A 13,162-nucleotide genomic window follows, 5' to 3' on the forward strand; every position below is an offset into this window, starting at 1 on the left:
AATTGTACTTACAACACCTTCTCCTACACGCGCCAGAATCGTTTCCTCTCCGGCACCACCCACAAGCCGGTCAATGTTGGCACGCACAGTAACCCGTGCTCGCACGCGAACTTCAATCCCGTCTTTGGCAACGGCCGATACGATCGGAGTCTCGATAACCCGAGGGTTAACGCTCATCTGAACTGCCTGCAATACATCCCGCCCTGCCAGGTCAATGGCTGCCGCACGTTCAAATCCCAGTTGAATGTTGGCCCGTTCAGCCGCAATCAGGGCGTTCACCACCCGGTCCACGTTACCGCCTGCCAGATAGTGGCTTTCCAGTTGGTTGGTGTTGATATCCAAACCCGCTTTGGTCGCCTTGATTAAGGGTTCCACAATTCTGGCCGGCACCACGCGACGCAGACGCATCCCGATCAGGTTGAATATCGAGATCCGGACACCTGCCGCCCATGCAGAGATCCAGAGCGCAACCGGGATGAACGTAAACAAGATAGCCAATACGATGATTGCCAGTCCGACCAGCACCAGCAGTGAAATAAACGCTTGATCCATAAGCTTTCACACCTCTTGTTATTTTAGTTCAACAAACTCCGACTTGCGGCGAACCACGATGCGAACTCCTTCCACATGCACCACTTCAACAGGATCCCCGGAATCAATGAAGTCGCCTTCCGTCACTACGTCAAACCGTTGCCCGTTAATCAATGCCATTCCTGATGGCCGGAGCGGAGTCAAGGCGGCGCCTTCCTGATACAACAGATAATTGTAGCTTTTCACGGGCACATAGCCTTTCTCTTTGGTCAACTGGTCTTTCAGAATCAATTTGTTCCAAGCTCCCCGGTGACCGAAGTATTTGATGGTAATCCAGGCGGCAGCACCTGCAAACAGAAGTGCGACTAGGAAGGATTGAACACCGTATTTGGCATCATAAACCGCTACTCCCACACTGGCACCGATCGCCACAATTCCTGCCACTCCAAGTATACCGAAGGATGTAACGAAAATCTCGATCACCAGGAGGACCACCCCCAACAGGAACAGCAACAAAGACTCCCAGCCGGCAAATCCGGCAATCATATGCCCGAAGAAAAACAGGGCAAACGCAATTGTGCCAATCACTCCCGGCAAAGTCACACCGGGAATCAGCAATTCCACTACCAGACCGACGATTCCCACAATCAGCAGGATCGGAATGACAAACGGATGGGTTACAAAGCGGGCAAATTTTTCGGCAAAGGACATATTGTGCTCTTCAACCAGCGAGGCATTATATCCGTAATGTGCCAGCATTTCCTTCTCGGAACCAAATATACCGTCCGCGATCTTGTGTTTGACAGCTTGTTCCGCCGTAAGGGAAAGCAGAGTCCCTTTTTCCTTAACACCCGGGATTTCGAGGTCGACATCGACCATACCGGCCGCAATGTCACCGTTGCGGCTGTTTGCTTCCGCCACGGATCTCATCTCGGACGCCCAGACCGCAACAATCTTGGGATCAGCCTGCTTACCTTCGAGAGTACGGGGTTCCGCCGCGCCGATGGTGCTGCCCGGTGCCATGGCGATATGTTCTGCATTCAGAGCAATGTAAGCGCCAGCCGAGATTGCATTGTGCTTCACATATGCAATGACCGGAATGTCTGACTCCCGGATGGTTTGCCCAATATCAAGAGCAGCGCTTACACTGCCTCCAAGCGTGTTGATTCTCAACAGAATGGCTTTTGGCTGAACCTCCCGGGCCAGCTTAAACGCCCGTTCCAGAGACTGTGCAAGCCCTGTTTCAATTGTATTCTCAATTGTCACCGCATACACTTCCGGATTGGGCTTTGTTCCAGCATCTGCGGTGAAAGGCATCAACAGGATTGAAGACAAGATGCAGAGCAGACTCGCAACTCGAAGAAACTTTGACATAGGATCTTCCTCCTTTCCTGGGTAATCTGCCGATTCCGCAATTGTATCTACGTGCCATGGGGGAAAAAGTTTCACGGAGTATCATTACAAAAGCCATGTGCGATTGCACATGGCTTCCTTTTCATTATGACAGGTGCGCCTGCACCAGTTGATTCACAAGTTTGCCATCGGCACGGCCCTGCACCTTCGGCATCAGAGCCCCCATGACCTTGCCCATATCCTTCTTGGATGAAGCGCCCACTTCGGCAATCGTAGCCAGCACAATCTCGCGAAGCTCGTTTTCATCCAATTGGGCTGGCAGGTAATCCTGCAAAACCTTAATTTCCTGCTCAACTTGATCAACCAGATCGGAACGGCCGGCATCTTTAAATGCTTGGAGGGAATCGCGCCGTTGCTTCAATTCACGGTTCAAGACAGCGAGGATGTCGTCATCCGTCATAGTCTTTCTTTGATCAATTTCGGCATTCTTGATGGCTGTACGAATCATGCGGATGGTGGACAGACGGATCTTGTCCCTGTCTTTCATCGCCTGTTTCATATCAGCTTCCAAACGTTCGGCCAAGCCCACGAGACAACTGCCTCCTTAGTATTTCTTCTTTTTGCGAGCAGCCTCGGACTTTTTCTTCCGAGCAACACTAGGTTTCTCGTAGTGCTTGCGCTTCTTGACCTCAGCAAGGATACCGTCCTTGGCTGTAGCACGCTTGAAACGACGAAGCGCACTGTCCAACGATTCATTCTTGCGAACCCGAACTTCTGACACTTGATTTCCCTCCCTCCAACTTGCCAAACAAACATGCCGGAAAACAGCATGATGAACGTCAAGAAAGTTTATCACGCCAAATTATACTGGATTCGATGAAGCCAGTCAACTTACCTGCCCCGTGCAAATTGGGTATATCCCAAGTCCTGCAATGATGGTAAAATAGATATACCTCAAATCAGGGCACAGGAGGTGGTTCCATTGCTGCAACTTGGGAAGAAGATCGTTATTGTAAATGATTCCTTCGAACAAAACCTGCCCATCGGTGAGTATGGATATATCATTGGGCGCGAGCGCAGTTCCGACAGCGCATTTGATTATATAATCCGGGTGCCGGCAAAAGACAGGCATTACTACGTACCCGCCGCCGACATTGAACTGGAAGAGACAATCATCAAGCGCCAGGCGGAAGAAGTGGAACGTCAGGCATTGATCGATTATGCACTGGCAACCGGAAATAAACAACTGTTTGAAGAACTGGTGGGCAAGAAACCGGAAGAAGAACCCGCCAAGAACGAACATGTTAAACCGGAGGAATTCATCCGGAAAGTGAATGTAAACGCATGGATCTGAGAAGCCCTCGAAGCGATCGAGGGCTTTCGGGTTTACAGTCACTTTGTCACAAGCTGAACCACAATCGGTCCCAGCAAAACAACAAACAATGTCGGGAACATAAACAAAACCATCGGAATCATCATCTTAACCGGTGCTTTCAAGGCTTGTTCCTTCGCGGCATGCCGCCGTTGTTCCCGGATCCGGCGGGTTTGTGCCCGCAGCACTTTCGCCATCCCGATACCCAGGTGATCCGCTTGGATCAATGCGCTCATTACACTTTGAAACGGTTCAGACGGCACCCGGTCCCGAAGGTCGGAAAATGCCTCTTTCCTTGACTTCCCCAGTTTCATCTCATCCAAAGTCCGCAGAAACTCGACGGACAAGGGGCCTTCCATCCGTTTGCAGACCTTCGCGATCGCCGCGTCCAGACCCATTCCCGCTTCTATCGATACATTGACCATATCGAAAAAATCGGACATTGCTTTTTGAATGGCGACCGTCCTTTGCTTCCGTTTTGCATTCAGATAATAGTTCGGATACATCATGCCAAATGTTCCGCCAACGACTGCAAATATGAAGATTCGTCCAATATCCTTGGATAACGGGAGGAATAAGAGCAGTATGAGAAGGAAGAAACCTGCTCCCAACATCAGTTGCAGCAATTTAAAATCGGCAGGTGTCAGTTGGAACGGATACCCCGCGTCACGCAGCTTTTTTTCCAGGGTTCTTGCCGTATGGGAGGACATTTTTCCGACCGTGAAGTTCCGGAACTTCTGCCAGAGGGGTTTTCCTACCCGATCCCACAAACTCAATCCGGACTTTTCGTTGTCAACCTCTTGCAGGATCAAATCTTCGGTCAATCTTTCCTCACTCTCATCCGTAATAAGATGTTGGATACGTCGTTCGATCTGAATTCGGCTTCCAAAAACCGTTGCCAGCGCGCCCGCCGTTACAAACGTAAAGAACAGGAAACTTGTGAATATCAGCAACAACTTTTCCATTTGTTACACCTCGATTTGGATGATCTTACGGATCGTCATCCACCCGATAAACCCCGATACGGTACCCATTGCAAGCAGCAGCCAACCCAAAGGATGATGCAACATGGGAGAGAAATACTCCGGATTCATGAAATTGAGGAAAACTCCCAACAATACGGGCAAAAGCGAAATAATCCACGCCGACAAACGGCCTTGCGCGGTAAGTGTGTTCAACTCCTCTTTAATCCGCACCCGCTCTTGGATCGTTTCCTGCATTAACTCAAGAATTTCTGCCAAGTTTCCGCCGGTGGAACGTTGGACCAGCAAGGCGGTTACCAACAAATCAAGGTCGGCATCCGGCAAACGCCCCAACAGCCGGTAAAAAGCCTCTTCAATTGGAACCCCGAAGCTGATTTCACGAATCGTCCGGTCAAATTCGGGGCCCAAAGGGTCGGGGACTTCCCGTCCGACCAGCTGCATCGCCTGAATAAAACTGAATCCGGCACGCATCGCAGTCGCCATGGTTCCCAGAGCGGAAGCCAATTGGGCGGCGCAACGCGAAAGCCGTTTCTCTTTACTCCGCTGTAGATAGAAACGCGGCAGCCAATACCCGAGTAACGCGACCGGAACCAGTGCAGCCCCACTAAATCCCAGGAGAAACAAAGTGAGCAGTGCGGCTCCCATTAAAATCAATCGAAGAGCGAAGAACTCTTCTGGTTTGAGAGGCAGTGCCGCCTGTTCCAATCGTGATTCCCAGCGGCGTACAAAAGACCTGCCCGCAAACTGGTTGCCGATTGCGGATATGAGCCGCCGTAAGAGGCCGGACCCTTTTTCTTTCGCCTCAACGGTTTCCGGCTCTACTTCCTGCGGTTGGGTATGGGGAAGGAATTTCTCAAGACGAGTTTCCAGTTTTGTTTTACGCCGTGAAGCGAGATTGATTACCAATCCAAACAACAGTGTAAAAAAAAGAAAAGCAAATCCCGCCAGTTGCAGGATTCCGTCGTTCATGGTTACCACTCCTCACGGAACCATTCGGATGGCAGTGCAATTCCCGCAATTTCCAGTTTTTCGGCACAATGCGGACGGATACCGGTGGAAACAAACTGACCCTGGATCTTGCCGTCAGGAGTCATCCCCGTTTGTTTAAAGACAAATAGATCCTGAAGAACAATTGTATCTCCTTCCATCCCCAACACTTCAGTGATGTGCGTGATCTTGCGGCTCCCGTCCTTTAATCGGGATTGTTGGATAATCAGATCAATCGCGCTCGAGATCTGTTCACGGATCGCCCGCACGGGCAAATCCATCCCCGCCATTAACACCATCGTCTCCAATCGGGACAACATGTCCCGCGGGGAGTTGGCATGCCCTGTGGCCAGCGATCCGTCATGACCGGTGTTCATTGCCTGCAGCATGTCCAGCGCTTCAGCGCTTCGCACCTCACCGATGACAATCCGTTCAGGCCGCATCCGCAACGAGTTCCGAACGAGATCTCGGATGGTAATGGCCCCTTTTCCCTCGATGTTGGGCGGGCGTGTTTCAAGCGACACGACGTGCTCCTGTGACAACTGCAGTTCGGCTGCGTCTTCGATCGTAATAATGCGCTCATCGTTTGGAATGAATGAGGACAATACGTTCAGTGTAGTTGTTTTTCCGGAACCGGTACCTCCGCTGATAAACATGTTTAGGCGAGCCTTTACACAACCGTCCAGGAATTTTCCCATTTCTTCGCTTAATGTTCCAAAGCGGACCAAATCGTCGATTTGCAGGGGTTTCTTCGAGAATTTCCGGATTGTAACGGTCGGTCCGTTTAATGCAAGCGGCGGGATAATCGCGTTCACGCGTGACCCGTCCGGCAAGCGGGCGTCCACCATCGGCATGCTTTCGTCAACGCGGCGTCCCAAAGGCGTCACGATTTTCTCAATCACCTGCAGAACATGTTCATCATCGCGGAAAAAGGCGTCCGTTTTAATCAGATGGCCTTTTTTCTCAACATAGATTTGGTAGGGACCATTCACCATTACTTCCGAAACATCGGGATCGGCCAAAAAAGGGGTAATCGGACCATAACCGATCAATTCGTTGATAACGGTGGTCAGGATCTGATTCTTTGCTTCAAATGTAAGACGTTCCCCTTCTCCCTCAAAAAACGGTGCCGCCAGTTTTGGAATCAGTTGTTCCAAGGCCTTATCGTCCAGATTTGGATGCTTTTTCAATTCTTCCACCAAGTATTTATGGAGGCGGCCCTTTATATCGGGTTCTTTCGGCAACTCCCGGGTTGCCACAACAGGTCCATTTCCGGATGCAGTCCTTTTCCCCTGCGGAACGGGTACAAACGTCACTTCCTGCTCGGTTAAACGCTTTAAGAGTGACAAGGAAACCACCTCCCTATCTGCTGAAAACTCGGCTTAACATCGATTTTTGGGATGTTTTTTTCACCAGACCTTGATTGGCTCGAAGCTTGGCAGCAAAGGAAAAAACGCTCTTGGCAACAGCCGATCGGGAATGCGAAAGAACAAACGGGATTCCTTTGTTCACCGAAGCGACCACGACTTTTCCCTCACTCGGAATCCGAGAGTAAATCGGCATGCCCAATACGTTTTCGATCATCTCCTGGGTGATCCCCTCAACTTTGGTGTCACGGTTAAGAACCACTTTAATCTTGTCTTTCATCCCCAGTGCTTCTAAAGTTTCAATGCACAACTTGCTGTTTTTTAATGTCGGCAAATCAACCGATGTAATGAGCAGAATGTCCGCAGAATTATCCAAAGCCACCAATCCTGTCTCAACAAGAAAGGGCGGGGTATCGACCAACACCAGATCATATTCGCGCCGCAATTTCGCGATCACGATTCTGACATGCTCCCCTGTCACCACGTCCGCAAACTCCGGGCGAAGCGGTGCCGGTAGAATATCCACTCCGGAAGAATGGTGAATCATATAACGGTCAAGGTTCCTCCGCGAATATTCATATTCTTCTTTGATCCACTCATATATGGTTCGTTTTGGCTGAGAGTCAAACAAAATCGCAACATCCCCAAACTGCAGATCCAAGTCCAGTACGGCAACTTTCAGATTCGACTTAGAAAAAGCGACAGCCAAATTGACAGTGATCGTTGTTTTTCCCACACCGCCTTTGGTACCGCAGACGGTCAGTACCCGGCCGTCCTCTTTTTGTACCCGTGAGGTATTGGTTAGTATACGGGCCATTTTTAACCGGACGGAGTTTTCCGCTTCACGCACAGCCTGGATAACTTCCTGTTCCTGGGGTGGCAGCGCGATTGCGTCAACCGCCCCCGTATGCATCGCTTTCTTCAGATCCAGTTCTTCGGCCGGTACCAGCAGGATAATCGCCACATACGGATACGTCAAAGACATTTCACGACATAGTTCATAGACGTCATAGGCGAGGGATGTCTTGAGAAAGACAACGGCTCCCTGGGCACTGGACAATTCTTTTAGCATGTCGTTCAACTCTGTAAACCATTGAACCGAGTGTCCCGCACGGCTGACCGCAGAATGCACCGTTGTTACAGAGCCGACATTTTCGACGAAACCCATCCAGCGGAGTGTCATCGCGAGATCACTCCTTTGTTCAACTGATCAAGCGTGATATGGGCGTTCGCTGTTGCGGATGAATCTCCCGGTGCGCGCAGCATCAGGGAAACTGCACCCTTTTGCGCGGCAAACGCTAACGCAGATCCTTCAATCGGCAATACTTCAAGAGTCACCGTCCGATAAACGGACACTTTCGTACTGTTTTCCGGCGTTGTATTGAGCTGTCCAACAGCGAGTACCCTTACATTTTGAAGCAGAATTTGTGCTGATGCGTTCTCCCCTTCCGGAGTCGGCACCATGACCACCACATCAACATACGCCCCCGGAGTGATAAAGCCGGAGACGCCCTGCACTTCGTTCACCGCAATGGATATTGCCCGTTTTCCCGGGGCAAGGGACAGTTTGACCACTCCTCCGTCTTTGATATTCGGAGCAGGTTGGTTATTCGATTGCTTGGATTTGGAAGCCTCTTCAGTATCTTTTTTCTCTGAGTTTGTCTGGATCTTGGTCTGGGAAGCCGGTTGTTTGCCCGGATTGAAAAGAAACAGGTACATTGTTCCTGTCGCGACTGCCCCAAAGACGACTGCCCACACCCAGATTGTTTTGGTTTTCATGATGACTCCCTCACTCAATCAATTTATATCCGTAGGCCCCGTAGTCTCCTTGAGATGGTGAACTGGAACCCGAATATGCGGTCTGAATGAATCGTCCGATGATTTCCACACCTTCGTTCGTTGATCCTATCCTCTCTATAAAAAAGGAGGCGAACCCGACCACCTGAACCTGATCCACCCGGGTTCCGTCGCCGATCGGTTTATAAACCGGAACCAGCACTACCAAAGGACAGTCTTTCGGATAATCATAACAACTGGCGCTTCCATGGTAAGGACACCTTGCCATTCGATCTTCAATAGCCTGTTTGGTAGGCCCCACCATATTCCCGTGCTTGGTATCCAGAATATCTCCGATCGAAATCGTTTCCTGATATCCGTTCTTGAGATCTTCCCGATAATCACTGGCCCCGGGACCGGGCATTTGCAACGCCACGAAATTCCCGTACTTTGGTTCCCCGACCTTTAAGATCACTGCGTCTCCGTAAGCCAATTGTCTGGAAGCATCGACCCCGAGCGGAATCACGCCAGCCACCGATGTCAGCGGCCGCAGTTCGACCTTTGCCGTCGCTCTCACCGGCGGATCGGAAATCCCCAACGCATGGACAAATTTAAGTTGTTTGCTTCGAACCACGGTTGCCTGAATGGTTGTATTTGAAGCGTTGAACGTAATCATCAACTCCGAAGCTTCCACCCCGTTTGCGGCAGCCGCGCGTTCGGCTTCTTGTTTCGCCATTTCCGGACGGTTCGGAAGCTCTTGCGCCCCGGCCAAAACCGCCGCATCCATCGCTTTTTGCAACCTTGCTCTTTCCAGATACAAACCTCCGCCATCGATCACTAATGCCGTCAAACCCAAAAAAACTGTCATTCCGGCAGCAACGAGAACGAGGACTGCCCCTTTTTCATTGCGTATGAGTTGGTTCAGTTTCCACCCGATCTTGTTCATCTCTATTCCACCCGCATGACAGTTTGATTTTGCAATGAATACGGATTCGGTATGAACTGTGCCATTAGTGGTGTTACAATGTCAACCGAATACGTAAGCAAAATGGTGACGTATGTGCCTCGCTTTCTGCTTGGTTGGTCCGGCATAATGCTAATGCCGAGTTTGGCAGTATCCAAGCTTGACGCTGCACGTACAGCAACCTCCTTTATTTGTATGTCATCTCCGCCGATGCTGGCTGTCCTCGCGGCTTCCCGACCAGCGTGATCCAATGCCAAATAAGCGTGAAAAATTCTTCCAAAGTCAATAATCCCAAACAGCAACAAGACCAGAACGGTCAAACTTATCGCCATCTCAACCGTTGACTGTCCTTTCTGGGATTTCATCAGAAACCACCCCACAGATACGCAGACAATGACCCCAATACAATAGCCACTCCATATGGAAATGCATGGTGCAACTCACTTTTTTCCAAAACATTGAATGATTCAGCGCTGCCTCTCATACAGACAAGTGCATGTCCTATGCGATGCATTGATTTTCCTAACTGTTTTCTTACGGCCAGGATGATCAACGAAATGACTCCTCCGATTAAACAGGTATATAAAAAAGAACTAAACACAAATGCTGCACCTTTCAGTGATCCAATGGCAGCCAGCAATTTTACATCTCCCGCCCCCATGCCGCCTAGCAGGTAAGGGATAAATAAGAGACCAAATCCAAACAGCAATCCGCTGACGCTAAATACCAATCCATCCCATCCGCTCACAACCGTATGATAGACAACTGCAATCCCAATGACCGGCAGTGTAACCACGTTTAAAATCTTACGGCTTCGCAAATCGGTAACGAGAGATATCAACAGTCCCGCCCCTAGAACGTAATCTTCCATAGCGTTCGCTCCTTAGATTCGATAAAGACAGCCCCACTTCTCTGCATCCGACAGAAAAGCGAGGCCCAGCGGTTTGTGTTCCCATTATTGTGTCGGCGTGCCACCGAGCTTTGTGACAATCTCGTTGAACTTTTCCTTGATCTGATCACCCAAGAGAGTCAGTGCCGCAATCACGACAACTGCAATCAAACCAAGAATAAGCACGTATTCTGTCATTGCTTGTCCTTTTTCTTCTCCAACGAGATTCTTCATTTGCTGAAGCATGAGCATTTACCTCCTGTTGAAGGTTCAAATTGCAAACAACCGATTGTCAAAATTTTGTGCACTAGGTTGTTTGTGAGGCGATTATAGTTTACCATTTAAATAATCATCAAGTGACTTTCATCCTGTAAATTACTGAAATTCTATGGAAGGGCTATGACCATGGTGGTAGATAAAGACGGATATCAGATCCATATACCTATACGCCTTGAAAAAGCTGACAGATTTGTCAGCCGTTTTCTCGGGTTAATGTTTCGCAAAGAACTTCCGGAAAACCAAGCTCTTTGGCTGGTTCCATGCAATTCGATCCATATGTTTTTTATGAAGTTTTCAATTGATGTAATTTTCTTAGACCAAATGAACCGAATTGTAAAATTGGCTAAGCATGTTCAGCCATGGTCTGTCCTTTCTCCAGTCCGTTCCGCCTATTCAGTTCTGGAACTGCCTGCCGGAACCATTGAGCGGTATGGAATAGAGCCAGGGGATAAACTGGTTCTTCTATAGATACCTACTCCCCCAAGTTTCGTAATTCTATGAAATCGCTTATCCCCCAGCTATTCCTTTATATATAATTATTCTGAAATGATAATTAGTTGACTTTCACCCTTCCAATCCACATCGGCACCAAGAGCCTCGCTTACGAAACGCAACGGGAGAACCGTACGTCCATCTACGATTTTGGCAGGAACATCGATGGCAATCTCTTTACCGTTCACAATTGCAATATTACTGTTAATTGTCAACTCAATGGTGCTATTTCCGCGTTGAATCAAAACTTGCTGCTCTTCTTCGTTCCAATGCACGTCAGCGCCAAGCGCTTCAGAAATAGCACGGATTGGAACGAGTGTTCTTCCGTCTTCGATAAAAGGTTTCACGTCAAACTGAGGTATAACACCGTTCACAAACGTCTTAATATCTGAAATGTTTCCATCTGCAAACACTCGGTTCAATTCTTCAAACACTTTTTTGTCGTCCGGATTCAATGCCGCTGCAATGATAAGATGTTCAATCGCTTCATTCTGCTTGCCGGTTTCGGCCAGTGCCTCGCCAAGTTTACGTAAGGCAACCGCATTTGTCGGATTCTTTTGCACCGCTTCTTCCAAATACGGCAACGCCTGATCGAAATTCCCTTCAGCGCTTGCCAGTTCCGCCTGTAACATCAAGGCCAAATGGCTTTCCGGAGCTTTCTCAACCAATTGATCCTTAACTTCGTTGGCTTTTTCCCGATCACCACTTGCGAAATATGTTAATGCAAGTTCAACATAAAGCGTACCGTTTTCGGGATTTTCCGCAAGTTCCTTTTCAACTTCGGCAATCCTGGATTGATAATCCATGTTTTGTTCAATTTTGAATAATTCATTTTCTTGTTGCTGTTCCTCAAGATATTGTTTGTACGTTTCCATATCTATCTTGTCAAGAAATTCCTTTACGTCCTGGGACAGAGCTATCACTTCCTCCAGGTTCGAACTGAAGGATATGTTGCTGAAGTTAGAAGTAAAACTTTCACCCCCAACTTCCAAACTGGATCCGGCAAAATCGATACCTGTTACAGATTCTGTTGTAGACGAACCTATTCTTGCATCGGCACCAGTTCCAACAGAAGTACTTGTACCTGCACTGGTGCTTGTGCCTGCACTAGTGCTTGTGCCTGCACTAGTGCTTGTGCCTGCACTAGTGCTTGTGCCTGCACTGGTGCTTGTGCCTGCACTGGTGCTTGTGCCTGCACTGGTGCTTGTGCCTGCACTGGTGCTTGTACCAGCCCCGGATTCCGTATTGGCAAGACTTGCACCTGCCGGGGTAAGAGCTAACAAAGACGCAAGAGACAACATGGTAATTTTTTGTTTCATTGGATACCAACCTCCATTTTAATAGTTTAATCTTCTTGCAATTGTTAATACGAATGTGCTTCGACAGAAGTGGGGGTCGTTCGACAAATTTCATCATTTTTTGGATTTGATCAAAAACTGGTCGACACTCGATTCCGTGTTTTTGGGGCCTCATACAGAGATTTATCTGCGGTGTGGATGACTTCCGGGATAAAGGATGCAGTGCAAGAAGAACATCCAGGATGACATGGCCCGTTTTCTTGACGGAACTTTGTAGATCATTAAACAGTTTAAACTTATCGATATCCACGATTGTCAATGAAAATTTTCTTTGTACAACCACTGCACTCACAATCGCCTCTTCTTGTTCAGCTTCCCTCACAACCATATAACGCCAACTTTCTTCTCCTGAACTCGTATGCTGATACATATTGAATCAGATTCATTCGGTCGGTTTCTTTTAATTCCTGAAACTTTAAACTGTAAACTTTACCCGGGCATCCGTTTTCCCAAGATTCCATTCGCCAAATACGACCTTTCGTCACAATATCCAAATATCGGCCGTCCAAGCGAATTTGAAAATTCAAACCAACCAGATCGCCAATCCTGACTGACAAACCCTTATGATAAAGCACCGAAAGTCTGTCGGCTGATATGTACAGTGTTTTGCACCAAGTCGTATAAAATTTTTTGCTTGCCGTGTCCACAGTCAAAACACCAATTGTCAAGGATTCAGGAACTTTTGCGAATTCAAGTCTTTCCACATTATGAAATCGAAATTGCGGCTGAATCCATCCCTTTATTTTTCCTATCATCGAATTTTACCTCTCTTCAAAATTAAATCTTGAATTAATTTTTAATACGATGGCTT

The 13,162-nt window shown here is 48.5% G+C and carries 16 protein-coding genes; 2 read left to right on the top strand and 14 right to left on the bottom strand.

Annotated features, from left to right (window positions below; all coding sequences use genetic code 11):
* The 4 genes from EFBL_RS21500 to rpsU all read right to left on the bottom strand — a co-directional run.
* The coding region (locus EFBL_RS21500) for a flotillin-like FloA family protein (protein WP_231705855.1) at positions 1 to 552 on the bottom strand (552 nt) is incomplete at its 3' end.
* A gap of 18 nt (positions 553 to 570) precedes the next feature.
* A complete protein-coding gene (locus EFBL_RS17080; protein WP_096183410.1) occupies positions 571 to 1,905 on the bottom strand; it encodes an NfeD family protein in 1,335 nt (444 codons plus the stop codon).
* A gap of 124 nt (positions 1,906 to 2,029) precedes the next feature.
* Positions 2,030 to 2,473, bottom strand: coding sequence for a GatB/YqeY domain-containing protein (locus EFBL_RS17085; RefSeq protein ID WP_096183412.1), 444 nt, complete (start codon positions 2,471 to 2,473; stop codon positions 2,030 to 2,032).
* Positions 2,474 to 2,488: 15 nt separating this feature from the next.
* Positions 2,489 to 2,665: a 30S ribosomal protein S21 gene (gene rpsU, locus EFBL_RS17090; protein ID WP_096183414.1), complete on the bottom strand. Its 177-nt coding sequence runs from the start codon at positions 2,663 to 2,665 to the stop codon at positions 2,489 to 2,491.
* Positions 2,666 to 2,866: 201 nt separating this feature from the next.
* Between rpsU and EFBL_RS17095 the strand changes: the two genes are divergently transcribed.
* Entirely contained in the window at positions 2,867 to 3,238 is a 372-nt protein-coding gene (locus EFBL_RS17095) for an ATPase (RefSeq protein WP_096183416.1), read from the top strand.
* A 38-nt stretch (positions 3,239 to 3,276) separates the two neighbouring features.
* On the opposite strand, the gene EFBL_RS17100 is transcribed toward EFBL_RS17095, so the two are convergent.
* The 9 genes from EFBL_RS17100 to EFBL_RS17140 form a co-directional block, all read right to left on the bottom strand.
* A complete protein-coding gene (locus tag EFBL_RS17100; RefSeq protein WP_096183418.1) occupies positions 3,277 to 4,221 on the bottom strand; it encodes a type II secretion system F family protein in 945 nt (314 codons plus the stop codon).
* A 3-nt stretch (positions 4,222 to 4,224) separates the two neighbouring features.
* Entirely contained in the window at positions 4,225 to 5,208 is a 984-nt protein-coding gene (locus EFBL_RS17105) for a type II secretion system F family protein (RefSeq protein ID WP_096183420.1), read from the bottom strand.
* Between the two features lie 2 nt (positions 5,209 to 5,210).
* Entirely contained in the window at positions 5,211 to 6,575 is a 1,365-nt protein-coding gene (locus EFBL_RS17110) for a TadA family conjugal transfer-associated ATPase (protein WP_231705856.1), read from the bottom strand.
* 13 nt (positions 6,576 to 6,588) lie between these two features.
* On the bottom strand, positions 6,589 to 7,776 hold the full coding sequence (locus EFBL_RS17115; RefSeq protein ID WP_096183424.1) for a CpaE/TadZ family protein: 1,188 nt from the start codon (positions 7,774 to 7,776) through the stop codon (positions 6,589 to 6,591).
* Positions 7,773 to 8,372, bottom strand: a complete 600-nt coding sequence (gene cpaB, locus EFBL_RS17120) for a Flp pilus assembly protein CpaB (RefSeq protein ID WP_096183426.1) — start codon at positions 8,370 to 8,372, stop codon at positions 7,773 to 7,775. The genes EFBL_RS17115 and cpaB overlap by 4 nt, the downstream gene beginning before the upstream one ends.
* 10 nt (positions 8,373 to 8,382) lie before the next feature.
* Positions 8,383 to 9,315: a TadE/TadG family type IV pilus assembly protein gene (locus tag EFBL_RS17125; protein WP_096183428.1), complete on the bottom strand. Its 933-nt coding sequence runs from the start codon at positions 9,313 to 9,315 to the stop codon at positions 8,383 to 8,385.
* Positions 9,316 to 9,317: 2 nt separating this feature from the next.
* Positions 9,318 to 9,698 carry a TadE/TadG family type IV pilus assembly protein gene (locus EFBL_RS17130; RefSeq protein WP_096183430.1) on the bottom strand — a complete coding sequence of 127 codons (381 nt, stop codon included), beginning with the start codon at positions 9,696 to 9,698 and terminating at the stop codon, positions 9,318 to 9,320.
* Entirely contained in the window at positions 9,698 to 10,204 is a 507-nt protein-coding gene (locus EFBL_RS17135) for an A24 family peptidase (protein WP_096183432.1), read from the bottom strand. Before EFBL_RS17135 ends, EFBL_RS17130 begins: the two co-directional genes overlap by 1 nt.
* A gap of 84 nt (positions 10,205 to 10,288) precedes the next feature.
* Positions 10,289 to 10,468 (bottom strand): Flp family type IVb pilin, encoded by a 180-nt coding sequence (locus EFBL_RS17140; protein WP_096183434.1) that lies wholly within the window; start codon positions 10,466 to 10,468, stop codon positions 10,289 to 10,291.
* A gap of 159 nt (positions 10,469 to 10,627) precedes the next feature.
* Between EFBL_RS17140 and EFBL_RS17145 the strand changes: the two genes are divergently transcribed.
* Positions 10,628 to 10,969 (top strand): DUF192 domain-containing protein, encoded by a 342-nt coding sequence (locus tag EFBL_RS17145; RefSeq protein WP_207907615.1) that lies wholly within the window; start codon positions 10,628 to 10,630, stop codon positions 10,967 to 10,969.
* A gap of 68 nt (positions 10,970 to 11,037) precedes the next feature.
* Here EFBL_RS17145 and EFBL_RS17150 read toward each other — a convergent pair whose 3' ends face one another.
* Positions 11,038 to 12,312, bottom strand: coding sequence for a copper amine oxidase N-terminal domain-containing protein (locus EFBL_RS17150; protein WP_172899737.1), 1,275 nt, complete (start codon positions 12,310 to 12,312; stop codon positions 11,038 to 11,040).
* Between the last annotated feature and the right edge of the window lie 850 nt (positions 12,313 to 13,162).

It is taken from the genome of Effusibacillus lacus (assembly GCF_002335525.1).
GTDB classification, from domain to species: Bacteria; Bacillota; Bacilli; order Tumebacillales; family Effusibacillaceae; genus Effusibacillus; species Effusibacillus lacus.